Here is a 22,319-nt window from a genome sequence, read left to right as displayed (position 1 = left end):
GTCCCAGCCCCGGCCCCATCCCCAGCCACCCGTGAACATCGAGACGACGATGTACTGCGGGATCGCCAGCAGCCACCACTTCACCAGGACCAGACCACGAGAGAGGCGCGCGGGGTAGGCGACGTCGAAACGCGCCGGGTAGTCCGGCACATCCGCGAGGGTGAACGGCGGGTACCGGTCCGTGCCGAGCGCGGTGTGGGCGTAGTAACTGACCCGCCAGTTCCATCGCAGTACACCGACACTGAAGTCGAAGAGCGGCCGGGGATACCGAGCGGTGAACAGGATGGCGAAGAACGCGATCACCGTGACGAGCACGACCCCGATCCACAGGAAGAACAGCACGATGTAGTGCGGGACGGCGAGGAGCCACTTCACCAGCCACAGCCATCTGGAGAGCCGGGCATCGACGGATGCCTCGATACGCACGGGCGACGCGGTGACAGGAACCATAGGAGGTAACTCCTTTCGCTTGCAGATTCGCAAGCGAGGTGGAGCACCGCGACCTGGGAGGGGCCGTTCGCGCGCCCGGCCACGGCCGACGGCCCGGCCGGCAGGTCACCCTTCGGGCACCGGCTCCTGTGGCGGCTCGCTGAGCTGCTCGCGCACGTAGTTCCACACCACCGCGATCAGCGCGGCGATCGGTACGGCGAGCAGACTGCCCACGATGCCGGCCAGACTGCCGCCCAATGTGACCGCCAGCAGGATCACGGCCGCGTGGAGGCCGAGCCCACGACTCTGGATCATCGGCTGGAACACGTTCCCTTCCAGCTGCTGCACCACGATGATGATGGCCAGCACGATCAGCGCGTCCGTCAGACCGTTGAAGACCAACGCGATGAGGACCGCGACGAAACCGGCGAACAGGGCGCCGATGATCGGCACGAACGCGGAGACGAACGTCAGCACCGCCAACGGGAGCACCAGCGGCACCCCCACGACCCACAGGCCCAGGCCGATCAGAACGGCGTCGAGCAGACCGACGGCCGCCTGGGAACGTACGAAGGAGCCCAGGGTCGCCCAGCCGCGAGCGGCCACGGTGGGGATGTCGGTGGCGAGCCGGCCGGGCAGCTGACGGGCGAGCCACGGCAGGAAGCGCGGGCCGTCCTTGAGGAAGAAGAACATCAGGAAGAGCGCCAGCACGGCGGTGACCACACCGTTGACGATGGTGCTCACGCCCGTGATCACAGTGGTGACCATGCTGCCGAGGCCGTCCTGAGCGCGGGCGACCGCGCTGTCCATGGCCTTGGTGATGTCGTCGTCGCCGATGTTCAACGGCGGCCCGGAGGCCCAGTCACGCAGCTTCTGGATGCCTTCGACCACGCCGTCGGTCAGCTCACCGGACTGGGAGGCCACCGGTACGGCGATCAGCGCCACGACGCCGCCTGCGACGAGGAGGGACAGCACGGTCACGGCCGACGCGGCGAGGGCGGGCTTCCACCCGTGACGGCGCAGAAAACGAGCCAGGGGCCAGGTCAGTGTGGTCAGCAACAGGCCGACGACGAGCGGCCACACCACCGACCACATCCGGCCCAGAAGCCACAGAGTGACTGCGAGCATCGCGAATATCAGCAGCAACTCCGCGGAAAAACGCGCCGATGTGCGTAGCGCGTCGCGGGCTTTCGTGGCACTCATGGTGGCAGTCACGCTGGAACCCTATTGGCACGGCTGCCGGCCGGAGGACCTGGGTGCCGTGGAACCCACCGGTCGGTGAGGCACCGGTACTTCGCTCTCTTGAGTGCTGGTGACGCGTGACACGTGACGCGGGCAGGGACCTGTTCTATTTTCCCGGCGGTATGAGGGAGCCGGGAGAGAGCGACAACGAGACCCTGGTGCGTGAGATCGAGGAGGAGCTCCAGGCGGTCATCGTCGCAGGCACGCTCGTGCACTTCGGCACGTTCGAGACCCGGAGTGATCACGGCGGCGGGAAGCTTCCCTGACCTGATCCGGCGGGGCGAGCGCCGACGATCACGCCGGGAATGCTGTCGCCACCCACACCACGGGAGCTGCCCGCGCCGGGCCGTGACAGGGAGGGATTCACTCCATCGTGTGGGAGATACCGCAGGTCGGCGTAGTGCCGAAATGTCGTGGGCAATTTCCGCAGCGGTGTGGGTTACACGCCATCAGCGGAAGCAAGGGAGGACCTTCATGCAGCACGACGAAGTGTACGAACCGCCGGCCATGGTGGAAGTCGGTGACTTCGCCGAGCTGACCCGCGGCGAGGCCCTGGGCGCGCACTACGAGGGCGGATTCCCGCCCTATGAGTGGTACCTCGGCCCCAACTGATCCCAGACCGACAGCACATGATGGGTGACGTGCCATGAGCGGTGACGTGTGGTTCACGATCCTTCCGGACGGCGAATCCGGTGTGGCCGCGGCGCGGCTCCTGCGTCCCTGGGTCACCGAGACCATCACCCACCACTCCGGTCGGCCGTGGCTGCTCGGCAGTTGGCCGGACGGACTGGTGACGGTGGGCGCGGCAGGGGCGCGGCGAGTCGCGGTGATCGGGCGCTGTCCGGTCACCGCCGAGGCGCTGTCCGCGCGGGCGAGACGGCTGCGGGACATCGGGGACGTGGAGGGGATCGCCCACGGCCTGGCGGGAAGCTTCCATCTCCTTGCCTCCGTGGACGGTTCGGTCCGGGCCCGGGGGAGTGCGTCCGGGGTGCGGCGGCTCTTTCACACGCGGGTGGGCGGAGTGTGCGTGGCCGCCGACAGGGCGGACCGGCTCGCCGCCGTGACCGGAGCGGCCCCTGACGAACGGCTCCTGGCCGCTCACCTGCTCGCCTCGCCGCTTCCGTATCCGCTGGACGACCGCTGTGTGTGGCAGGGCGTGGAAGCAGTGCCGTCCTTCGACTGTCTGCTGATGGACGCGGACGGGCGGACCCGGACCCAGCGGTGGTGGACTCCACCGGAGCCGCAGCGCGCGTGGCGGGAGGGAGTGCCCGCGGTGCGTGCGGCGCTGACCGCCGCAGTGGGCTCCTGCACGGCCGACGGGGGCACCGTGAGCGCGGATCTGTCGGGCGGCCTGGACTCCACCAGCCTGTGTTTCCTGACCGCCCACGAGCAGGAGCGGGCTCGGCCGGCCGGAGCCAAGCTGGTGACGCTGGGCTGGCGAAGTCTCGACCCGGAGAACGACGACGCGGTGTGGGCCGCCCGTGCCGCCGCCAGTCTTCCCGACAGCGAGCACGTCACTCCCACCCGCGACCAATGGCCCCTCTGGTACAGCGACTTGACGGCTCTCACCGGCGACGCCGGCCCCACCGACGAGCCAGGACCATGGGTGCGCGACGGCGCCAGGATGGCTGCGCTCTGCCGCCTGATGACCGGCCGAGGGTCGCGCCTGCACCTGATGGGCGGCGGCGGAGACGAGCTGTTCAGCACGTTTCCCCCACACCTGCACGACTACGTCCGACGACACCCGCTGGCGGCGTATGCCCGTATCCGTACGCAACGCGCCTCCCAGCACTGGCCGTTCGGGCAACTGCTGCGGCAGCTCGCGGACCGCAGGACGTTCGGCCAGTGGCTGGCCGCATGGGCACAGGGCCTCACCGCCGCCGAGCCTCCCTCGGCGGCCCTGGTCCGCGGGGCCCCCTCGACGGCGTGGGGGGTGGAGCTGCGCATGCCGCCGTGGGCGACCCGCGACGCGGCCTCGGCCGTGCAGAGCCTGCTCCGGGAAGCGGCCGAGGCCGCCGAGCCGCTCGCGCCCCAGCGCGGACAGCACACGGCCCTCGTCTGCGTACGGACCGGTGGGCGTGGCCTGCGGCTACTGGATCAGGTGACCTCCCGCAGTGGCCTGGGGCAGGCCGCGCCCTACCTCGACGACCAGGTGATAGAGGCGGCCCTGGCCATCCGCGTGGCCGAGCGGAGCACGCCCGGCCGGTACAAGCCGGTGCTCGCCGAGGCGGTGCGCGGCATCGTGCCCGACGACGTCCTGCGCCGGCAGACCAAGGGCGAGTACAGCACGGACTTCCACGTCAGTCTGCGCCACAACCGCGCCGCCCTGGTCGAGATCTTCGAAGGCTCGCGGCTCGCCCGGGCCGGACTGATCGACGACGCCGCCGTCCGGGCGTCCCTGCTCGGAGTGCACCCCACCCCGGAGGGGCTGCGCTCCCTCAGCTCCAGTCTGGGCAGCGAGATCTGGCTCCGTGCCCGCCCCGAGCGCACCCGCCCGCCGAGCACCGCGATCGCCGAAGGAGCGCCGTGAGCCTGAGCCTGCGACCCGATGTCTGCGCGACGGACACAGCGGACGGCATGGTGCTGCTCGATGAGGTCACCGGCCGGTACTGGCAGCTCAACCACACCGCGGCGCTCGTCCTGCGCGGCCTCATCGACGGCGCCGAACCACCGGACATGGCCCGCGCTTTGTGCGAGGCCTACCCCCGGCTCACCGCCGAGCGCGCCGACGCCGACACGGACTCGATCAGGCGCGCGCTGATCGAAGCCCGGCTGGTGGTGCCCGCATGAGCCAGCCCATGGTGCCCGCCACCCGCAGCCGCCTGCCCCTGCGCCACCGTCCCGCCGCCCTCCTCGCCACGGCCACCGCCCGGCTGATCGTTGCGCTCAAGCCGCGCCGCATCCGCCGCATCCTGTGCGTGGTCCGGCGCGGGGCCGCCCCCGCCACCACCCGGCAGGCGCTCGCCTCCCGCGAGGCCGTCGTCGCGGTCAGCGCGCGTTGCGCAGGGGAGGGCTGCCTCCAGCGTTCCGTGGCCACCGCGCTGCTGTGCCGTATGCGCGGGGTCTGGCCGGACTGGTGCACAGGCGTGCGCACGGCGCCGTTCCGCGCGCACGCCTGGGTGGAGGTCGACGGCCTCCCGGTGGGAGAACCGCACCGGCCGGGGGAGTACCGGCGCATGATGGTGGTGTCGGCCGCCCTGCCGGAGAGGCGGCTGCCGGAAACGCAGCCCTGAGGCCCGGCGGGCCACCGGCTGTAAAGGGATCCCCGGCTGTAAAGGGATCGTCAGCTGTAAAGGTGTAAAGGGCCGGGCGGTCACCGGTTCTGGGCGAGGCGGTAGAGCTCGGCGAAGAGGCCATCGCGGGCCATCAGCGTCCGGAAGTCGCCCTCTTCACGGACGCGACCCCGGTCGAGGACGACGATGTGGTCCGCGATCCGGGCGTTCTCCAGTCCAGCTCCAGGCCACCGCTGTCGGGGAGTCCGATGACGTCACGCTCGTCGGCCGCGTCCAAGTCCAGCAAGGCCTCGCAGAGTGCCGCGCCCTTTGAGGTCCCCAGCGGTAGATGGTCTGCTTGCCGACTCTTCCCCTGGTGGCGATGGCGGAGTGTATCCGGCAGGGGAGACGAGACGGATGGTTCCGCGCGGCGGCCACCTTTCCGCAACACCTCAGAGCGCGCGCAGCACCTCATGCAGGGCCGCGATCACCTTGTCCTGTACGTCGAGGGGAAGCGTCGGGTACATCGGCAGTGAGAAGATTTCGTCCGCCAGTTGCTCCGTCACGGGCAGTGATCCCTTGGTGTAGCCCAGGTGGGCAAAGCCGGTCATGGTGTGCACCGGCCACGGATAGCTGATGTTGAGTGAGATGCCGTACCCCTTCAGGGCCTCGATGATTTCATCGCGGCGGGGATGGCGGACGACATACACGTAATACACATGGTCGTTGCCGTGCGTGGTGGACGGGAGCACGAGCCCGTGTGAAGTCGTCAGGCCGGCCAGCCCTTCGGCGTAGCGCCGGGCGACCGCGCGCCGACCCTCGATGTAGCGGTCGAGCCGGGTGAGTTTGCGGCGCAGGATCTCGGCCTGCACCTCGTCGAGCCGGCTGTTGTGACCGGGTGTCTGGACGACGTAGTAGACGTCCTCCATGCCGTAGTAGCGCAGCCTGCGCAGCTCACCGACGACACTCTCGTCGTCGGTGAGTACGGCTCCGCCGTCGCCGTACGCGCCCAGCACCTTCGTGGGATAGAAGGAGAAGGCGGCGGCGTCGCCGAGAGTGCCGGCCAACTCGCCGTGGTGGCGCGCGCCATGGGCCTGGGCACAGTCCTCCAGTACCACCAGGCCGTGCTCCTCGGCCACTTTCCGCAGCGGGGCCATGTCGACACACTGCCCGTACAGATGCACGGGCAACAGTGCCTTGGTGCGGGGGGTGACGGCGTCCGCGACCTGCGTGGCGTCCATGAGGTAGTCGTCGGCGCGGACGTCGACGAAGACGGGGGTGGCACCGGTGCCGTCGATGGCCACCACTGTCGGCGCGGCCGTGTTGGCGACGGTGATGACCTCGTCACCGGGGCCGACGCCGAGTGCCTGCAGCCCCAGCTTGACGGCGTTGGTGCCGTTGTCGACACCGGCGCAGTGGCGAACACCGTGGTAGTCCGCGAAGTCCTTCTCGAAGCCTTCCACGCTGGGGCCGAGCACCAATTGCCCGGAGCCGAAGACGGTCTCGACGGCGTCGAGGAGGTCCGCGCGTTCGTTCTGGTATTCCGCCAGGTAGTCCCAGACGTAGGTGGTCACGGAGAGCTCAACCTCCAGAGCGATTCGATGGGGTGGTACGGAACCGGTGCGCGCGGGCCATTTCCTGCCAGCAGTCACGGACCGACTCCTTCAGTGAACGGCGCGGCTCCCAGCCCAGCAGGGTGCGCGCCGGGGCGATGTCGACCCGCAACCAGTCCTCCCGGCCACCGAACTCCCGGCCTGGCGCCGGGCGTTCCACCACCCGGGCCGGAATTCCGCTTGCCTCGATGAACAGGTCGACCAACTCGCGGACAGGGACTGCCTCGCCCCGCCCGATGCCGACGGGTTCCGCGGCGACCGGTGCGCCGGCGGCGGCGACGACGGCGGCTGCCACATCCCGCACATCGACGTAGTCCCTGTGCGCCCGCAGCCGGGAGAGCTCCACGACCGCCTCCGTACCGGTTCCGGCCGTCATCAGCAGGCGCTCGGCCACCTGGCCCAGCAGGCTGATCCGGGGTGTTCCGGGCCCCGACACGTTCGAGACCCTGAGCACCACACCCTCCACCAGGCCGTCGGAGGTGCTCCGCAGCACCGCCTCGCTGGCGGCGAGCTTGCTCCTGCCGTAGGCCGTGTCCGGGCGCGGGGTCGCGCCGCCGCCGACCGATGTGCCGGGTGGCACCGGACCGTATTCGAGGACCGAGCCGAGGTGTACGAGCCTCGGTGACGCGGACATCAGCGTCAGAGCGTCCAGCAGCCGCAGGGTGGGCACCGCGGTGGCGGACCACATCTGCGCGTCCGTCCGGCCCCAGATGCTGCCGATGGCGTTGACGACCGTGTCCGGACGCTCGGCGTCCAGCACACCGGCCAGCGTCCCTGTGTCGGTACCGGCCACGTCGAGGGTGACGACGCGGTACGGCGTCGGCTCCTCGGGCGGGCGGCGGCCCACGACCACCACTTCGCGGCCCCGGGCGGCGAAGGCGGCGCACACATGGCGCCCGACGTAGCCGGCGCCGCCGAGCACGAGGACACGGCCGTGCGCGTCGGGCCCCGCACCGGGCCTCGGCTCGCCGGGCCGTGGCCCGCGCATGGGCACCTGGCCGTTCACCATGTGACAGGCAGTCGTTCGGGTACCCGCAGCAACAGGCCCGGTTGCCAGCGGACGTCCGTCGCCGGGACGGCCAGGCGCAGTCCGGGCAGCCGCCGTGTGAGGACGTCCAGCACCACCTGGATCTCCAGCCGGGCAAGGGGGGCGCCCATGCAGTAGTGGATGCCGTGGCCGAAGCCGAGGTGCGGGTTGCGTTCCCTGGCGAAGTCGAGACGGTCGGGGCCGGGGAAGACCTCCGGATCCAGATTGGCGGCGGCCACTGAGGTGAACACGGCATCCCCCGAGCGGATGAGCGTGTCCCCGACCATGACGTCCTCGAGCGCGATCCGCGCGTAGCCGTCCACCGTCGTCAGCGGGGTGAAGCGGAGCAGTTCCTCCACCGCGTTGTGGATCAGACTCGGGTCGGCGACCAGCGACTCGTACAACCGGCGGTCGCGCAGCAGCAGATACGTGAAGTTCCCGATCTGGGCCGCCGTCGTCTCGTACCCGCCGACCAGCAGCCCGGCCCCGAGCATGTACAGCTCGTTCTCGGACAGGCTGTCCTCGTCGTCGCGGGCATGGACCATCGCCCCCAGCAGGTCGTCGGTCGGGGACTGGCGGCGTTCCTCGACCAACTGGGCCAGGTAGGCGACGAATTCCTCGCCCGACCGTCGGATCTCGTCGGGGGCCATCGACGTCGACAGCAGCGCGTCGGAGAACCGCTGGAAGATGTGGCGGTCCTCGTAGTCCACCCCGAGCAGCTCACAGATGACGCCGATCGACACCGGCAGCGCGATCGCTTCCAGCAGGTCGGCGGACGGGGCCCGGGCGGTCATCTCGTCCACGAGCCGGTTCGAGAGCGCGGCGACCGAGGGGCGCATGCCCTCCACCCGGCGATGGGTGAACGCACGGCCCGCCAGCCGGCGCAGCCGGGTGTGCTCGGGCGGGTCCATCGCGACCAGTCCGCCGGGCTCCAGCAACTGTTCGGTGGGGCGGGGGACGTCCTTGCCCGCGCCCGCCGCCATGCTGAACCTCGGGTCGCTGAGCACCAGTTTGGCGTCGGCGTGCCGGGTCACCATCCATGCCTCACCGCCGTACGGCATACGGACCCGCGAGACCGGCTCGCGTTCACGCAGGTACGCGTACAGCGGATCCATGTCCAGCCCTGTGGCGGTGCTGAACGGGTACGGCCGCGTCGCGCCGGCCTCAGGGGGTACCTCGGAGATGGAGCTGTTGGACGTCATGAGCCTTTCCTGCCATCAGCGGTACGGATCGTGCGCGAGTGCCGCGGCCCGGTTCTCATCCCGGTCCAGCTGCGGCGCCCGCGCCGCACAGCCGCGCGTGGTGGTCCCGGTAGGCGCGGTAGGAGGGGAGGAGCCCGAGCCGCTCCGCCTCCATGAGGGTGGGCGCGTCGGCGTCCTGCGCGGAGAGCACCGGTTCGATCCCCTCGGGCCAGTCGATCGCCAGGTCACGGTCCAGCGGACTGATCGCGTGGTCGAGCTGCGGGGCGTACCCCGTCGAGCAGAAGTAGATGAGCGTGGTGCGATCCGTCAGCGCGAAGAACGCCCGTCCCAAGCCCGCCGACACGTAGACGGCGACGCGGTTGTGCTCGTCCACCGGCACCGCCTCCCACCGGCCGAAGGTCGGCGAGCCGGTACGGATGTCGACGACCACCTCGATCCCCGTGCCCTGCACGCAGGCGCTGTACTTCGCCTGGCCGGGCGGCAGTTGGGTGTAGTGGATACCGCGCAGCGCGCCGCGCCGGTTGACCGCGACGTTCGCCTGTACGAGGGGCAGCGTGTACCCGGTCGCACGCCGGAACCGTTCGCCCTGGTACCACTCGTGGAACTCGCCGCGACGGTCGGGATGCACCTCGGGTTCCAGCACCCAGGCTCCTTCGATGCCGAGCGGGCGCATGACGCCCCTCTCCTCAGCCACCGTTGCGCCAGTAGGCACCCTGCCGGTCCACCTGATGGATCTCGTCCTTGATGCCCAGGCGGTCCCGGAAATCGTGCACGGCCTGTCGGCAGGCCGGGATGCAGTAGTCGTCGACGATGACGTAGCCACCGGGCGACAGCTTCCCGTACAGGTGCGTGAGCACGTCCATGGTGGCCCCGTACGAGTCGCCGTCGAGCCGCATGACGGCGATGCGCTCGACCGGCGCGGTGGGCATGGTGTCCTTGAACCAGCCCGGCAGGAACCGGACTTGGTCGTCCAGCAACCCGTAGCGGGCGAAGTTCTCCCGCACCGTCTCCAGGCCGGTGGGCAGGCTCACCGCCTCGTTGTACTGATGGAGGTCCATCTCCACGTCCATCGGATGGTCGTCCGCCCGCGTCGTGGGAAACCCCTCGAAGGAGTCGGCGACCCACACCGTACGGTCCGTCACGCCATGGGCCTTGAGCAGGGCCCGCGCGAAGATGCACGCACCGCCGCGCCACACACCGGTCTCGATGAAGTCACCCGGCACGCCGTCCCGCAGTACGTCCTCGAGACACTCGTGGATGTTGTCCAGCCGCTTCATCCCGATCATCGTGTGGGCGACCACCGGATAGTCCTCACCGCTCGCGCGAGCCTCCCGGTCGAAACGGGGGTCCGTGATGAGGCCCGCCGCATGCGTGGGGTCCTCGTAGATCATGTTGGTGACGACCTTCTTGAGAAGGTCGAGATAGAGATCTCGTCCGGCGGCGGTGGCAACTGTCAAGGGGATCCTCCTCCAGCGAGGTCGGAGCACCGGTGCTCGACGGGTGCCCATGAGGGCTTCGACGCTAAGGACAGCGGACGGCGGAACGCCACTCACCGGCCGATCCGTATGTCAGGTTGACCATCACCCCTGACCAGGCGCTCCGGTTAACCGGCGGCGGCCCAGGGCGGGTTCGGCCGTCCGACGCGACCGTCTTCGGGCGTCCCCGCGCCGACCTGACGAAGATCGCCGGGCGTTTCTTGCCGACCGTCGCGGCACCGTGCTTCGTTGGGCGGGACGCGGCGGGTTGCGCGCCGTGCCGGTTCCGACGACGTAAGGGGAATCCGTTGCCCACAGCACGTGCCGCCGGCGCCGAGGCGCAGCAGGGGGTCTCTTGGCCGATGGCCCGCACCTGCCCCTTCCAGCCACCTGGCCGGTACGCCGAACTGCGCGCCACCACCCCCATCGCGCCGGCTCGCGTCTGGGACGGGTCGCGGACCTGGCTCATCACCAAACGGGAACACATGCGTGCACTGCTCGCGGACAGCCGGGTCCGGATCGACCCCGCCAGGGTGCCGAGGCTGTCGCCGGCCGACGGCGAGGCCGAGGCGACCCGCTCGCTGCTGACCCTCGACGCCCCCGACCACGGGACGCTGCGCCGAGTCTTCATCCCCGAGTTCACCGTACGGAGCGTCCGCGCGATGCGGCCCGGCATCGAGCGGATCGTGGACGGGCTGCTGGACCGGTTCGACGGCCTCGACCGCCCGGCGGACCTGGTGGCCGAACTCGCCCTGCCCATGTCCACCCTGGTCATCTGCGAGCTGCTCGGCGTGCCCTACGAGGACCACGAGTTCTTCCAGAGCCGCAGTGAACGCGCGACCAGGCTCATGGGCGACGAGGACTCGGTGACTGCCCTGCTGGAACTGCGGGACTACCTCGACGGTCTGATCGCCGCCAAGGCCCGGGCCACGACATCCGACGGCGGAGTGATCGGCACCCTCGCCCAGGGGCTGCGCGCCGGTGAACTGACCCACGCGGACGTCCTGGACAACGCCGTGCTGCTGCTGGCCGCCGGACACGAGACAAGCGCCGCCATGACCTCGCTCAGCGTGCTGACCCTCCTCCAGCACCCGCAGGCGTGGCAGGAACTGAGCGCGGATCCGGGCCTGCTGCCCAACGCCGTCGAGGAACTGCTGCGGTATCTCACGGTCGCCGACGGGCTGCGGCGCTCGGCCGCCGCCGACATCGTGCTCGACGACCACACCATCCGGGCCGGCGACGGGCTGATCTTCCTGCTGGCCTCCGGCAACCGGGACGAGGACGTCTTCCCCTCCCCGGACGTCTTCGACATCCACCGCCCGGCCCGCCAGCACGTCGCCTTCGGCTACGGGCCCCACCAGTGCCTCGGCCAGAACCTGGCCCGGCTCGAACTGGAGGTCACCCTCGGCGCGGTGCTCCGCCGGCTGCCGGAGCTGCGGCTCGCCACGGACGTCGAAGCGCTCCAGGTGAAGGAGGACTCCGCCATCTTCGGGCTGCACGGGCTGCCCGTCACATGGTGACCGGGCCACGGAAGCGACAGCGAACGAAGGACGCGTGACATGCGTGTGCGTATCGCCAGGGACCTGTGCGTCGGCGCGGGCCAGTGCGAACGGTCGGCCCCGGCCGTCTTCGCCCAGGACGACAGCGGGCTGAGTCTGGCCCTGACCGAGGAACCGGCGGCCGAGCAGTGGCCCTCGGTCCACGAGGCCGCCGACCTCTGCCCGGTCGGTGCGGTCCTGGTGGCCGTCGGCCGGCTCGCTCCGTACGACGGGCGGGAGACGGCATGACGGACGCCAACTGGGCCGGGCGGACGGTGATGGTCACCGGCGCGCTGGGCTTCATCGGCTCCCACTTCGTCGAGCGGCTCGCCGCCGAGGGCGCGACCGTGATCGGCCTCCACCGCACCGACCGGCCGCTGGTCCGGGCGGAGCTCACTGCCCGCGCCGGAGACCGGCTCCGGCTCGTGCGGGTCGACCTCGCCGACGAACACGAGACCCGGGCCGCCTTCCGCTACCTGGCCCCACGGATCGACGCCGTCTTCCACTGCGCCGCCCTGGACGGCAACGCGCAGTACAAGCGGCAGCACTCGGCCGAGATCCTGGACCTCAACGTGCGCACCACGGCTCATCTGCTCAACTGCGCCCGTGAGTTCGAGGTGGACAACGTGCTCCTGCTCAGCTCCTCCGAGGTGTACTGCGTACCCGGGTCCCTGCCGGCGTCCGAGGAGGAGGACGTCCGCCGGAGCCCGCAGCACACCGAGAACGGCTACGTGCTGTCCAAGATCTTCGGCGAGATCCTCGCCGACCACCACCAGCGGCAGTTCGCCACCCGCGTCTTCCGGATACGGCCCGGCAATGTGTACGGCCCCCGGGACAGCGCCGTCGGCGCCCATACCCGGGTCATCCCGAGCATGATCGCCCGCGCCGCGGCCGGCGAGGAGATCGAGATCTGGGGTGACGGCAGCCAGACCCGGTCCTTCATCCACGCGGCCGACCTGGTGCGATGCGCGCTCAAGGTGGTCGAGACCGGCAAGTACGAGGTGGTGAACGTCGGTTCCGCGGAGGAGGTGCCGATCCTGGAGCTGGCCCGTCTGGTGGCCGCCGCCCTGGACGTGCCGTCTCGTGTCAGGACCGATCCCGGCCGACCCGCCGGCGCCTCGGTGCGCAGGCTGGACCTGTCCCGGATGCGCGAGGTGATCGATTTCCGGCCCCGGTCGCTGCGCGCGGGCCTGGAGGACACCGTGCGCTGGTACCGCGACAACGAACACCCACAACCGTAGTCACCGACCCACGATCTGGAAGGCTCTCCGTGGCCGAGAACACCGACCTCTCCCTCGTGCAGGACATCATCCGGGCAGCGGGCGGACACGCCGCGTCCCTACACGAACTGACGGAACGCCATCAGGCCGCCGACGTCGCCAGGGTGCTCGTCGACGAGATCTCCTCGCGCTGCCCGCCCCCCGTCAACGAGGAGCCGGTGCTCATCGAGGTCGTCCTGCGCACGGCCGACGAGCGCCGGTCCCACTGGCTCAGCGCGGTCAAGGATGCCCCCGTCCGCGACGTCCCTCGCGGAGAGGGCTTCGTGGCCATGCGGATCGAGTACGAACTGGCCGACCTGGTACGGGAGTTGTTCGGACCTTCCCGCGAGCACCACACCGGCGTCCGGGAAACCGGGCTCTTCCCTTACGCCGGCTCCGACGCCGCCGACCAGATCGCCCCCTACTTCCTGGCCGCGCAGCAGGCCACCGCGACCGTACTGGCCGGCTGCACCTCCGCCAAGCCCGACCTGAACGAGCTGACCTCCCGCTACCTGACACCCAAGTGGGGCTCCCTGCACTGGTTCACCCCGCACTACGACCGGCACTTCCGCCCGTACCGCGACGAGGAGGTGCGAGTACTGGAGATCGGCATCGGCGGATACAAGCACCCCGAGTGGGGCGGCGGTTCGCTGCGGATGTGGAAGCACTTCTTCCACCGCGGTCTGATCCACGGTCTCGACATCGTCGACAAGTCGCACGCCGATGAGCAGCGCATCACCACACTGATCGGCGACCAGAACGACCCGGACTGTCTCGCGGAGATCGCCGAGAAGTACGGCCCCTTCGACATCGTCATCGACGACGGCAGTCACATCAACGAGCATGTGCGCACCTCCTTCCAGGCCCTGTTCCCGCACGTGCGCAACGGCGGCCTGTACGTCATCGAGGATCTGTGGACCGCCTACTGGCCCGGCTTCGGCGGGAGCGAGGATCCCGAGCGGAGTGGCGCCACCAGCATCGGACTGGTCAAGTCCCTGATCGACAGCCTCCAGCACGAGGAACTGCCGCCCGAGCAGGGCCGTACCCCCAGCTACGCGGACCGCCACGTGACGGGCCTGCACGTCTACCACAACCTTGCCTTCATCGAGAAGGGCGCCAACGCCGAGGGCGGCATCCCGCCGTGGATCCCCCGCGACTTCGACTCCCTCGTGGCCGCCTCCTCGGGAGGCGCCGCGTGACCCCGCCGCCCGGGTGCCGCCCGGCCCACCGGCACTCCGGTGACCGGAACCGCGTCGGCGCCGAGCCCTGGAGGGCCGTATGCGCATAGCCCTGCTCACCATGGGCTCGCGAGGTGACGTGCAGCCCTTCGTCGCACTCGGCAGTGGGCTGCGCGCCCGAGGACACGAGGTCGTACTCGGCGCACCCGAGGCCCTGCGCCCCCTGGTCGAGGGCGCAGGCCTGGAACATCGCACCACCCCGGGCGACCCGGACGGCTTCTTCACCATGACGGAAGTGGTGGAGGCCCTGCGTCAGGAACCCTCGATGCGGAACCTGATCAAGGCCCTCCCCAAAGCCCCCGAAGGCTACGACCAGCAGGTGCTCGACGAGATCGAGACCGCAGCCAAGGGTGTCGACCTCGTCCTGCACTCACCGTTGACGGTGGCCGCCGCGTACGGCACGTCCGGGACACCCTGGCTCTCCGCCTGCTGGTGGCCCAACACCGAGACCACCGCCTTCCCGGCGATCGAGTCGGGCCAGCGCCGACTGGGACCGCTCACCGGTCTCTACAACCACTTCACCCACGTACGGGCGGCCACCGAGGACTGGGCCTGGCGCGGCCCCGAGATCGACGAGTACCGCGCACGGCGGGGCCTGCCGCCCTTCGGTTCCGACTCACCTCTTCGCCGCCTGGGCCACGACCAACCCCACCTGTACCCCTTCAGCCCGAGCGTCCTTCCCAAACCCGCCGACTGGCCCGCGCGCTGCCATGTCACCGGGTACTGGTTCTGGGACGAGCCCGGGTGGGAGCCGCCCGCCGGGCTGGAGGACTTCCTCGCGGCCGGCGCGCCGCCGGTCGCGCTCACCCTGGGCAGCACCTGGCCGGTGCACCGCCAGGAGGAGACCCTGGAGTACGCCGTCGCCGCCGCGCGCGCCGCCCGCCGACGGCTCGTGGTGGTCGGCGGCCCGGACGGGGCGCTGCCCGAGGACGTCTTCCGGCTCGCCGGTGCGGACTACTCCTGGCTGTTTCCCCGTACCGCCGCCGTGATCCATCACGGCGGATTCGGCACCACGGCCGAGGTCCTGCGGGCGGGCGTGCCCCATGTCATCGTGCCGGTGTTCGCGGACCACCCCTTCTGGGCGGCCCGGCTGCACCGGGCGGGGCTGGCCGGCCCGCCGGTGCCGATGCGCCGGATGAACCGGCAGGCGCTCGCCGCGAGTGTGCTGCGGGCGGCGACCGATCCGGCCCTGGCCGAGCGGGCCCGGCGGCTCGGGCGTGCCGTGGCAGCAGAGGACGGAGTCGACGTGGCCTGTGCCGTCATCGAGGAGTGGGCCACGGCCAAGGGAACCGCGGCCACCACCGGCTGAGGAACAGAACCTGCGCCCGGGGCCCCGATCGGGCCCCGGGCACGAGGGCGGTTCACACCAGCGGGCGGTACGCGGTCAGCGTGACGGAGAGCGTCACGTCGCAGGGCTCGGGCAGCAGCGAGATGCGCTCCTCCAGCCCGCCGCCCTGCTGGTGCCAGGCGTTGGGACCCATCCCCACCAGCTGCGGCAGAGCCTTGTGGTCCAGACTCATGGTGCTCCGCGACCGCACCCGGGCGACCTCGGTGAAGTCCGTGGCGAACCGGCCGGCCAGGCGCTCGTCCTTCTGTTCGTCGACCCGCAGCAGCCCGAGCGCGTCCACCAGCTCAAGCAGATGGTCGGGCTGGGGCGTCACCACCAGGAGAACGCCCTCCGGCCGGAGGATCCGTCGCAGCTCGGCCGGGTTGCGGGGGGCGAAGACGTTGAGGACCACGGACGCGGCCCCGTCGGCGAACGGCAGCGTGTCCCAGGCGTCCGCCACGACCGCGCTGATACGGGGATGCGCCCGGGCGGCCCGACGGGCGGCGAACTTGGAGATGTCCAGGAGGATGCCCTCGGACTGCGGCAACTCCGACATCACACGCGCCTGGTAGTAGCCCGTACCGCCGCCGATGTCGACCACACATCCGGGATCCCCGGACGTCGGCACCGGGGCATTGTCGCGCACCAGCGCCGACAGCGCCTCGGCAACCGGCGCGTAGTGACCGGCGGCGAGGAAGTCCGCGCGGGCCGCCACCATGTCGGCGGTGTCCGCGCTGAACTTGACGGCCCCGCGCAGCAGATTCACGTAACCCTGCTTCGCCATGTCGAAGGTGTGTCCCAGGTTGCACCGCAGCGCGCCGTCGGTCATCACCATCGTGTCCAGGCAGTGGGGACAGCGAAGGTACCGCACCGCGTCTTTCCGCATCGTGTTCCCCGGGCGTCGTTGTCGGCATGGACGAGAGCCCAGCTTAAGCAATGTTCAGGATCGATTCCGCAGCGCGGTCCGGAGGGCGGCGCAGGGGGTACGGGGAGCTGCCGCGGGTCATGGGAGCGTGAGAGCGCAGGCCACCAGTGTGCGCAGCTCTATGTTGAGGTAGTTGCCGTGTGCCAGCAGCGTGGTGAGCTGAGCGAGCGTCAGCCACGCGAAGTCGTCGGGCACATCCTCGGGAAAGCCCGGTGACACCTCCACGATCGCGTAGCGGTTCTGCGCGTGGTAGAAACGCCCGCCTTCCTCGGACTGGACGGCGTCATAGCGGAAGCTGTCAGCGGGCGCGGACAGCACCTGACCCAGATACGGCGGGTACGGCGCCCCGTCCGGACGGGTGTGTTCCGTCGGCCGGCACTGGACCGTGGGGGCCAACTCGGCGACGTTCAGGTGACCGACGTCGACCCGGGCCTGGACGAGGGCGTGCAGGACGCCGTCGATGGGCTTCACCAGCAGAGCCATCAGACCCGGCACCTGCGGCTCGATGAGCGGCTGGGTCCAGGAGGGAACCTCCCGGCTGCTCGCCGTGACCTCCGCGGCGATGACCCGGAAGTGCCGACCGCTCTCGTGCGCGATCTCGTGGCGTGTGCGGTACCAGCCGTCCGCCGTCACCGAGTTGAGCGGCACCCGGTTCTGCACCAGTTCCCGCAGGGCGCGGACACCGGTGAACCAGGTGAGGACCTCAGCCATGGTGTGCCGTGCGTGGGTCGGCGAGCCGAAGAAGGACCGGTGGACGGGACTGGCGCCGGCGCTGTCGTCGGTGCTGTCGGCGTCCGCCGTGGGCAGGCAGGCCAGAATGGACCGGGCGTCCATGTTGACCACATTGTCCTGCAGCAGCAGTCGGCGTATCTGCCCCAGCGTCAGCCAGCGGAAGTCCTCACCGATCGCGATGTCGTCGTCCGGCGCCAGCTCGACGATCATGTTCCGGTTGCGCTTGGCCAGGAACCAGTCGGCCTGCTCCGACTGGACGGAATCCACCAGGACACGGACCCGCCCCGGCTCCAGGAACAGATCCAGGAAGAGGATGTCCCGCCCTTGGTGCACCCCCGTGAAATTGCTGCGCGTGGCCTGGACGGTGGGCGAGACCTGAAGGATGTTGACGTTGCCCGGCTCCATCTTGGCCTGCATCAGAAAGTGCAGTACGCCGTCGATCTCCCGGGCGACGATGCCGAGCAGCCCCACCTCGGGCTGCACGATGATGGGCTGCGTCCAGCCCCGCTCGGGCATCCGGTCCGTACGGACATGCAGCCCCTCGACCGAGAAGAAGCGGCCGGAAGCGTGGTGGAGATTGCCCGTACCGGGGTGGAAACTCCAGCCGCGCAGTTCCTCGAAGGGGATACGGGTCACGTCGAAGCGACCCGCGCGCAGGCGTTGGGCCAGCCAGTCGGTGATGCCCTCGAACGGCGTGACCCGAGTGTCGGGGCTCCGTGCCGAGACGAGAACCCGGCGCGCTGTGTCCACCGGGTCGACGGCGGCCACCACGGACGCACGGCGGGCCGGGGTCCGTGCGGCCGGAGCCCACCCGGCCCCGGTCTGCCCGGCCGCTCCGTCGGTGAGGGCCCGGGCGATGGTCCCGCACACCTCGTCGATCTGGTCGTTGAGATAGAAGTGGCCGCCCGGGAAGGTGTGCAGGGCGAAGGGGCCGACGGTCAGCTCCCGCCAGGCCCTGGCCTCCTCCAGCGGGACGTTCGGGTCCCGGTCGCCGGTGAGCACGGTGACCGGACAGTCCAGAGCACGGCCGGAGACGTACTGGTAGGTGCCCGCTGCACGGTAGTCGTTGCGGATGGCGGGCAGCGCCAGCCGCAACAGCTCCTCGTCCTGGAGGACGGCGGCGTCGGTGCCCTGGAGGCCGGCGATCTCCGCGATCAGCGCTTCGTCGTCGAGGAGATGGGCGACGTCCCGGCGGGGCACCGTCGGTGCACGTCGGCCGGACACCAGCAGATGGACCGGGGCGCCGGGGCCGGTGGCGCGCAGCCGACGCGCGACCTCGTAGGCGACGGTGGCGCCCATGCTGTGCCCGAACAGTGCGAGCGGGCGGTCGTCCCAGCGCCGCAGCTCCGGCAGCACCTGCTCCACCAGACCGGAGACGGAGGGGATGAACGGCTCCTGCCTGCGGTCCTGACGGCCCGGATACTGGACGGCCAGCACCTCGACCGTCTCCTTCAGGCCGCGGGCAAGGGCCAGAAAGGAGGTGGCGGCACCACCGGCGTGCGGAAAGCACACCAGACGCAGCTCTGGGTCCCGCACCGGGCGGTATCGGCGGACCCACAGACCCTCGTCCGGGTGGCCGGCCGCGGACGGGGCTCCGGTGACGGGTGGTGCGGAACGGGTACTCACGGCTGATACAGCTCCTCGCGGTCGGTGAACCGCTGTCCGGGACTGGCACGACGGGTGGCAAAGGCGCCGGACGGGTGCGGCGGGTGACGTCGGCGCATCGGGAGGACGGGCGGCGGTGCGATCGGGGTCAGTCCGCTTCCGGGGCCTCCTGCGAGGCCTTCTTCAGCGGCTCCCACCACGAGCGGTTCTCCGCGTACCAGCGCACCGTGTCGGCCAGGCCCGTCATGAAATCCGTGCGCGGGGCGTACCCCAGCTCGCCCGCGAGTTTGCCGACGTCCAGCGCGTAGCGCAGATCATGCCCCGGCCGGTCGGCGACATGGCGTACGGAGGAACCGTCCGCGCCGCACAGCGCCAGCAGCTGCTCCGTCAACTCCCGGTTGGTCAGCTCCGTACCACCACCGATGTGGTACACCTCGCCGGGGCGGCCCCCGGTCGCCGCCAGCTGGATTCCGTGGCAGTGGTCGTCCACGTGCAGCCAGTCCCGGCTGTTGCCGCCGTCGTTGTACAGCGGCACCGTCATGCCGTCCATCAGATTGGTGGCGAAGAGCGGTACGACCTTCTCGGGGTGCTGGTACGGGCCGTAGTTGTTCGAGCAGCGGGTGACGATCACCGGCAGCCCGTACGTCCGGTGGTAGGCCAGCGCAAGGAGGTCCGACGCCGCCTTGGAGGCGGCGTAGGGGGAGTTCGGAGCCAGCGGCTGGCTCTCGCGCCACGCCCCCTCGGCGATCGATCCGTACACCTCGTCGGTGGAGACATGGACGAACCGGTCCACCTTCGCGTCCACGGCGGCCTGCAGCAGGGTCTGGGTGCCGTGCACATTGGTCTCGACGAACGCCGACGCGTCGGCGATGGAGCGGTCCACATGCGATTCCGCGGCGAAGTGGACGACCATGTCCGTACCGCGCATGACCTGGCCCATCAGCTCCTCGTCACGGATGTCCGCGTGGAGGAACTCGAAGGACGGATGGTCCGCGACCGGATCCAGGTTGGCCAGGTTTCCGGCATAGGTCAGTTTGTCCACCACCACCGTCCGCGCCCCGGCCAGGCCCGGATACGCCCCGGTCAGCAGTTGTCTGACGAAGTGCGAGCCGATGAAGCCCGCACCTCCGGTGACCAGCAGACGCATGGGAGGACGGCCTTTCTTCCATGAACGAGGGGGAGTGACAGGGGAGCAGGGCTACGCGGCCGGGCCGGCCACGTACCCTTCGGCGACATCCATCAGGTACGTCCCGTAGCTGGAGCTCTTCAGCTCGTGGCCGAGTTCATGGCACTGCTCGGGGCTGATGAACCCCATCCGCAGCGCGATCTCCTCGATACAGGAGATACGCACGCCCTGCCGCTGCTCCAGGAGCTGGACGTACTGCCCGGCCTGGAGGAGAGAGCTGTGCGTGCCCATGTCCAGCCACGCGAAGCCCCGTCCGAGTTCGGTCATCCGGGCCCTGCCCTGCTCCAGGTACACCTTGTTGACATCGGTGATCTCCAGCTCGCCCCGCGCGGACGGGGTCAGTCGCCGGGCGATGTCCACGACGCCGTTGTCGTAGAAGTACAGGCCTGTCACCGCGAGATGGGAGCGGGGCTTGACCGGCTTCTCCTCCAGGGACACCAACAGGCCTTCGGCGTCGATCTCGGCGACGCCGTAGCGCCGGGGGTCCTTCACGGGGTAGCCGAACAGCTCGCAGCCGTCCAGCCGTGCCCCGCTGGTGGCCAGCACGGAGGAGAACCCCGGACCGTGGAAGACGTTGTCACCCAGGATGAGCGCCACCGGGCTGTCACCGATGTGCTCCTCACCGATGAGGAACGCCTCGGCGATGCCCCGGGGCTCCTCCTGCTCGGCGTAGTCGACACTGATCCCGATACGGCTGCCGTCGCCCAGCAGCGAACGGAACATCTCCAGATGCGCCTTCGAGGTGATGATCTGAATGTCCCGGATCCCCGCCAGCATGAGCACGGAGAGCGGGTAGTAGATCATGGGCTTGTCATAGACGGGCAGCAGCTGTTTCGACAATGCCCCGGTCAGGGGGCGCAGCCGGGTTCCACTGCCGCCGGCCAGGATGATGCCTTTCATGGGCCGCCGGTTCGCAGGAATCTTCATCATGGAGTCGGTCGCCCGGTCAGGAACGCGTGACCTGAACAGGCAGATGACGGGCCGTGAGTTGATCCGCGTCGTAGAACTCCACCCGATCGTGGTCGATGCGGCAGTCGGTGAACTCGTCCAGGGCGAGGTCCAGGAACACCCTGGCCTCCTGCCGGGCGAGAAACGCTCCGAGACAGTGGTGGATACCGTGTCCGAACGCCATGTGCTTATTGACCGTACGGCGGATGTCGAAGCGGTCCGGGTCGGGGAACTGGACGGAATCACGATTGGCCGAGGCGCTCCAGGCAACCACCATCTGATTCGCCTTCATGGGCTGCCCGAGGATCTCCGTGTCCTCCTTCAGCAGCCGGAAGATGTTGTTGAACGGGCTGCGGTAGCGCAGCGTCTCCTCGATCGCCCCTGGAATCAGGGAACGGTCGGCACGCAATTCGGCCAGAGCCTGCGGATTCTCGTCGAGGACCAGGAACAGGTTTCCGAGAAGAGTCGCACTCGAAATGTGCCCCGCGGTCAGCAGCAGCGCCACGATGTTCACGATCTGCTCGTCCGTCAGCCGCTCTCCCTCGGCCTCCGCCTCGATGAGAGCACTCATCAGATCGTCGGCCGGCGCCGCGCGTTTCTTCGCGATCTGCGCGTAGAGATAGTCCGACCATTCGCTGATGGCCGGGCCCATCGTCTCCGCGAAGTCGTCCGGCAGATTGGGGTATTCCAGCCCCTCGTTGTTGAGGATGACATCCACCCACTCCCGGAACAGGTCCCGGTCCTCGGCGGGAATGCCCAGCAGTTCGGCGATGACGATCACCGGCAGCGGATAGGCGAGGTCCGTCACCACGTCCAACCGGTCCCTGTCCCGCAGATCCGCCAGCAACTGGCGGTTGATCTCCGTGACGCGTGACTCCAGCCGCGCGATTCGGCGCGGTGTGAACGCCTGCGAGACCAGTTTGCGCAGCGGCCCGTGCCGTGGCGGGTCGATGCCACCGAAAGTACCCGGCCCCATGAGGAGAGCCAGCTCAGCAGGTACGGGGAAGACCGGCGAGAAGTCCGAGGAGAACAACTGCGGATTGGTGGAGACGGTGAGGTAGTCCTCGTAACCGAAGACCTGCCACGCCTGCCGGGACTCGTCCCAGAACACCGGCGCCTCTGCCCGGCACCGGGCGAACCAGGCCAGCAGTTGGCGTGCGTCGGCGTCGGACGGCTGAGCGAGCGGATGGAGGGCCGGATCCGTACCCGAATCAGCTGCGGTGTCGCTGGTCTGCGTCGTCATCTCGACTCTCTCGTGGGGGCGGGATCTCTCGGCTGGGTCGGGGGGGCGACAACAATCCGGAAGGCGACGCCGCGGAGCGAAGCGTGGAGGGACCCAGCAGTCGACGTAGGGAATTCGT

22 protein-coding genes are annotated in these 22,319 nt (G+C 69.9%); 10 read left to right on the top strand and 12 right to left on the bottom strand.

The features are described from left to right. A partial coding sequence (locus tag AOK17_RS18025) for a DUF4389 domain-containing protein (protein WP_055613516.1) occupies window positions 1-450 on the bottom strand: 450 nt, incomplete at its 3' end. A gap of 105 nt (window positions 451-555) precedes the next feature. Next, window positions 556-1,632 (bottom strand): AI-2E family transporter, encoded by a 1,077-nt coding sequence (locus AOK17_RS18020; protein ID WP_206190783.1) that lies wholly within the window; start codon window positions 1,630-1,632, stop codon window positions 556-558. Window positions 1,633-1,748: 116 nt separating this feature from the next. Between AOK17_RS18020 and AOK17_RS18015 the strand changes: the two genes are divergently transcribed. The 5 genes from AOK17_RS18015 (at window position 1,749) to AOK17_RS18000 (ending at window position 4,904) form a co-directional block, all read left to right on the top strand. After that, entirely contained in the window at window positions 1,749-1,937 is a 189-nt protein-coding gene (locus tag AOK17_RS18015) for an NUDIX domain-containing protein (protein ID WP_342671509.1), read from the top strand. A 208-nt stretch (window positions 1,938-2,145) separates the two neighbouring features. Beyond that, window positions 2,146-2,283: a lasso RiPP family leader peptide-containing protein gene (locus AOK17_RS50050; RefSeq protein ID WP_107102424.1), complete on the top strand. Its 138-nt coding sequence runs from the start codon at window positions 2,146-2,148 to the stop codon at window positions 2,281-2,283. A gap of 34 nt (window positions 2,284-2,317) precedes the next feature. After that, window positions 2,318-4,201 (top strand): asparagine synthase-related protein, encoded by a 1,884-nt coding sequence (locus AOK17_RS18010; RefSeq protein ID WP_055613514.1) that lies wholly within the window; start codon window positions 2,318-2,320, stop codon window positions 4,199-4,201. After that, the gene (locus AOK17_RS18005; protein ID WP_055613513.1) at window positions 4,198-4,461 is read left to right on the top strand and encodes a lasso peptide biosynthesis PqqD family chaperone; all 264 of its coding nucleotides are present in this window, start codon (window positions 4,198-4,200) and stop codon (window positions 4,459-4,461) included. Before AOK17_RS18010 ends, AOK17_RS18005 begins: the two co-directional genes overlap by 4 nt. After that, window positions 4,458-4,904, top strand: a complete 447-nt coding sequence (locus tag AOK17_RS18000) for a lasso peptide biosynthesis B2 protein (protein ID WP_055613512.1) — start codon at window positions 4,458-4,460, stop codon at window positions 4,902-4,904. Before AOK17_RS18005 ends, AOK17_RS18000 begins: the two co-directional genes overlap by 4 nt. A gap of 431 nt (window positions 4,905-5,335) precedes the next feature. On the opposite strand, the gene AOK17_RS17995 is transcribed toward AOK17_RS18000, so the two are convergent. The 5 genes from AOK17_RS17995 to AOK17_RS17975 are packed head-to-tail and all read right to left on the bottom strand — an operon-like array spanning window position 5,336 to window position 10,182. After that, window positions 5,336-6,457 carry a DegT/DnrJ/EryC1/StrS family aminotransferase gene (locus AOK17_RS17995; protein ID WP_055613511.1) on the bottom strand — a complete coding sequence of 374 codons (1,122 nt, stop codon included), beginning with the start codon at window positions 6,455-6,457 and terminating at the stop codon, window positions 5,336-5,338. A gap of 7 nt (window positions 6,458-6,464) precedes the next feature. Further along, complete coding sequence (locus AOK17_RS17990) at window positions 6,465-7,484, bottom strand: NAD-dependent epimerase/dehydratase family protein (RefSeq protein ID WP_055613520.1); 1,020 nt, start codon at window positions 7,482-7,484, stop codon at window positions 6,465-6,467. Between the two features lie 14 nt (window positions 7,485-7,498). Further along, window positions 7,499-8,725: a cytochrome P450 gene (locus AOK17_RS17985; RefSeq protein WP_055613510.1), complete on the bottom strand. Its 1,227-nt coding sequence runs from the start codon at window positions 8,723-8,725 to the stop codon at window positions 7,499-7,501. Between the two features lie 55 nt (window positions 8,726-8,780). After that, window positions 8,781-9,398 (bottom strand): dTDP-4-dehydrorhamnose 3,5-epimerase family protein, encoded by a 618-nt coding sequence (locus tag AOK17_RS17980; RefSeq protein WP_055613509.1) that lies wholly within the window; start codon window positions 9,396-9,398, stop codon window positions 8,781-8,783. A gap of 13 nt (window positions 9,399-9,411) precedes the next feature. Continuing rightward, entirely contained in the window at window positions 9,412-10,182 is a 771-nt protein-coding gene (locus AOK17_RS17975; RefSeq protein WP_245697209.1) for a TylF/MycF family methyltransferase, read from the bottom strand. A gap of 326 nt (window positions 10,183-10,508) precedes the next feature. On the opposite strand from AOK17_RS17975, the gene AOK17_RS17970 reads away from it, so the two are divergent. The 5 genes from AOK17_RS17970 to AOK17_RS17950 all read left to right on the top strand — a co-directional run bounded on the left by AOK17_RS17970 (window position 10,509) and on the right by AOK17_RS17950 (window position 15,544). Next, window positions 10,509-11,720 carry a cytochrome P450 gene (locus tag AOK17_RS17970; RefSeq protein WP_157881350.1) on the top strand — a complete coding sequence of 404 codons (1,212 nt, stop codon included), beginning with the start codon at window positions 10,509-10,511 and terminating at the stop codon, window positions 11,718-11,720. A 39-nt stretch (window positions 11,721-11,759) separates the two neighbouring features. Beyond that, window positions 11,760-11,987 (top strand): ferredoxin, encoded by a 228-nt coding sequence (locus tag AOK17_RS17965; RefSeq protein ID WP_055613507.1) that lies wholly within the window; start codon window positions 11,760-11,762, stop codon window positions 11,985-11,987. Continuing rightward, on the top strand, window positions 11,984-12,979 hold the full coding sequence (locus tag AOK17_RS17960) for an NAD-dependent epimerase/dehydratase family protein (RefSeq protein ID WP_055613506.1): 996 nt from the start codon (window positions 11,984-11,986) through the stop codon (window positions 12,977-12,979). The genes AOK17_RS17965 and AOK17_RS17960 overlap by 4 nt, the downstream gene beginning before the upstream one ends. 29 nt (window positions 12,980-13,008) lie before the next feature. Beyond that, window positions 13,009-14,196: a hypothetical protein gene (locus tag AOK17_RS17955; protein ID WP_055613505.1), complete on the top strand. Its 1,188-nt coding sequence runs from the start codon at window positions 13,009-13,011 to the stop codon at window positions 14,194-14,196. Between the two features lie 79 nt (window positions 14,197-14,275). Then, window positions 14,276-15,544 carry a glycosyltransferase gene (locus AOK17_RS17950; protein WP_055613504.1) on the top strand — a complete coding sequence of 423 codons (1,269 nt, stop codon included), beginning with the start codon at window positions 14,276-14,278 and terminating at the stop codon, window positions 15,542-15,544. Between the two features lie 52 nt (window positions 15,545-15,596). Here the strand turns inward: AOK17_RS17950 and AOK17_RS17945 are convergent, their stop codons facing one another. The 5 genes from AOK17_RS17945 to AOK17_RS17925 form a co-directional block, all read right to left on the bottom strand. Beyond that, window positions 15,597-16,448: a putative RNA methyltransferase gene (locus tag AOK17_RS17945; protein WP_055613503.1), complete on the bottom strand. Its 852-nt coding sequence runs from the start codon at window positions 16,446-16,448 to the stop codon at window positions 15,597-15,599. Between the two features lie 117 nt (window positions 16,449-16,565). Beyond that, a complete protein-coding gene (locus AOK17_RS53580) occupies window positions 16,566-18,845 on the bottom strand; it encodes an alpha/beta fold hydrolase (protein WP_079053101.1) in 2,280 nt (759 codons plus the stop codon). Window positions 18,846-18,972: 127 nt separating this feature from the next. Then, the gene (rfbB, locus tag AOK17_RS17935) at window positions 18,973-19,971 is read right to left on the bottom strand and encodes a dTDP-glucose 4,6-dehydratase (protein ID WP_055613502.1); all 999 of its coding nucleotides are present in this window, start codon (window positions 19,969-19,971) and stop codon (window positions 18,973-18,975) included. A 51-nt stretch (window positions 19,972-20,022) separates the two neighbouring features. Next, a complete protein-coding gene (gene rfbA / locus AOK17_RS17930) occupies window positions 20,023-20,910 on the bottom strand; it encodes a glucose-1-phosphate thymidylyltransferase RfbA (RefSeq protein WP_055613501.1) in 888 nt (295 codons plus the stop codon). A 46-nt stretch (window positions 20,911-20,956) separates the two neighbouring features. Further along, on the bottom strand, window positions 20,957-22,201 hold the full coding sequence (locus AOK17_RS17925) for a cytochrome P450 (RefSeq protein ID WP_055613500.1): 1,245 nt from the start codon (window positions 22,199-22,201) through the stop codon (window positions 20,957-20,959). Window positions 22,202-22,319 lie beyond the last annotated feature (118 nt).

The organism is Streptomyces phaeochromogenes, assembly GCF_001418655.1.
GTDB lineage: Bacteria > Actinomycetota > Actinomycetes > Streptomycetales > Streptomycetaceae > Streptomyces > Streptomyces phaeochromogenes.
This window is presented reverse-complemented; position numbering and strand designations above follow the sequence as displayed.

Coding starts and splice junctions, on each gene's coding strand:
- AOK17_RS18010 (WP_055613514.1), top strand. CDS start 2,318: ATGAGCGGTGACGTGTGGTTCACGATCCTTCCGGACGGCGAATCCGGT.
- AOK17_RS17950 (WP_055613504.1), top strand. CDS start 14,276: ATGCGCATAGCCCTGCTCACCATGGGCTCGCGAGGTGACGTGCAGCCC.
- rfbA (WP_055613501.1), bottom strand. CDS start 20,910: ATGAAAGGCATCATCCTGGCCGGCGGCAGTGGAACCCGGCTGCGCCCC.
- AOK17_RS50050 (WP_107102424.1), top strand. CDS start 2,146: ATGCAGCACGACGAAGTGTACGAACCGCCGGCCATGGTGGAAGTCGGT.
- AOK17_RS18000 (WP_055613512.1), top strand. CDS start 4,458: ATGAGCCAGCCCATGGTGCCCGCCACCCGCAGCCGCCTGCCCCTGCGC.
- AOK17_RS17960 (WP_055613506.1), top strand. CDS start 11,984: ATGACGGACGCCAACTGGGCCGGGCGGACGGTGATGGTCACCGGCGCG.
- rfbB (WP_055613502.1), bottom strand. CDS start 19,971: ATGCGTCTGCTGGTCACCGGAGGTGCGGGCTTCATCGGCTCGCACTTC.
- AOK17_RS17945 (WP_055613503.1), bottom strand. CDS start 16,448: ATGCGGAAAGACGCGGTGCGGTACCTTCGCTGTCCCCACTGCCTGGAC.
- AOK17_RS17925 (WP_055613500.1), bottom strand. CDS start 22,201: ATGACGACGCAGACCAGCGACACCGCAGCTGATTCGGGTACGGATCCG.
- AOK17_RS17980 (WP_055613509.1), bottom strand. CDS start 9,398: ATGCGCCCGCTCGGCATCGAAGGAGCCTGGGTGCTGGAACCCGAGGTG.
- AOK17_RS17965 (WP_055613507.1), top strand. CDS start 11,760: ATGCGTGTGCGTATCGCCAGGGACCTGTGCGTCGGCGCGGGCCAGTGC.
- AOK17_RS17985 (WP_055613510.1), bottom strand. CDS start 8,725: ATGACGTCCAACAGCTCCATCTCCGAGGTACCCCCTGAGGCCGGCGCG.
- AOK17_RS17990 (WP_055613520.1), bottom strand. CDS start 7,484: ATGCGCGGGCCACGGCCCGGCGAGCCGAGGCCCGGTGCGGGGCCCGAC.
- AOK17_RS18020 (WP_206190783.1), bottom strand. CDS start 1,632: ATGAGTGCCACGAAAGCCCGCGACGCGCTACGCACATCGGCGCGTTTT.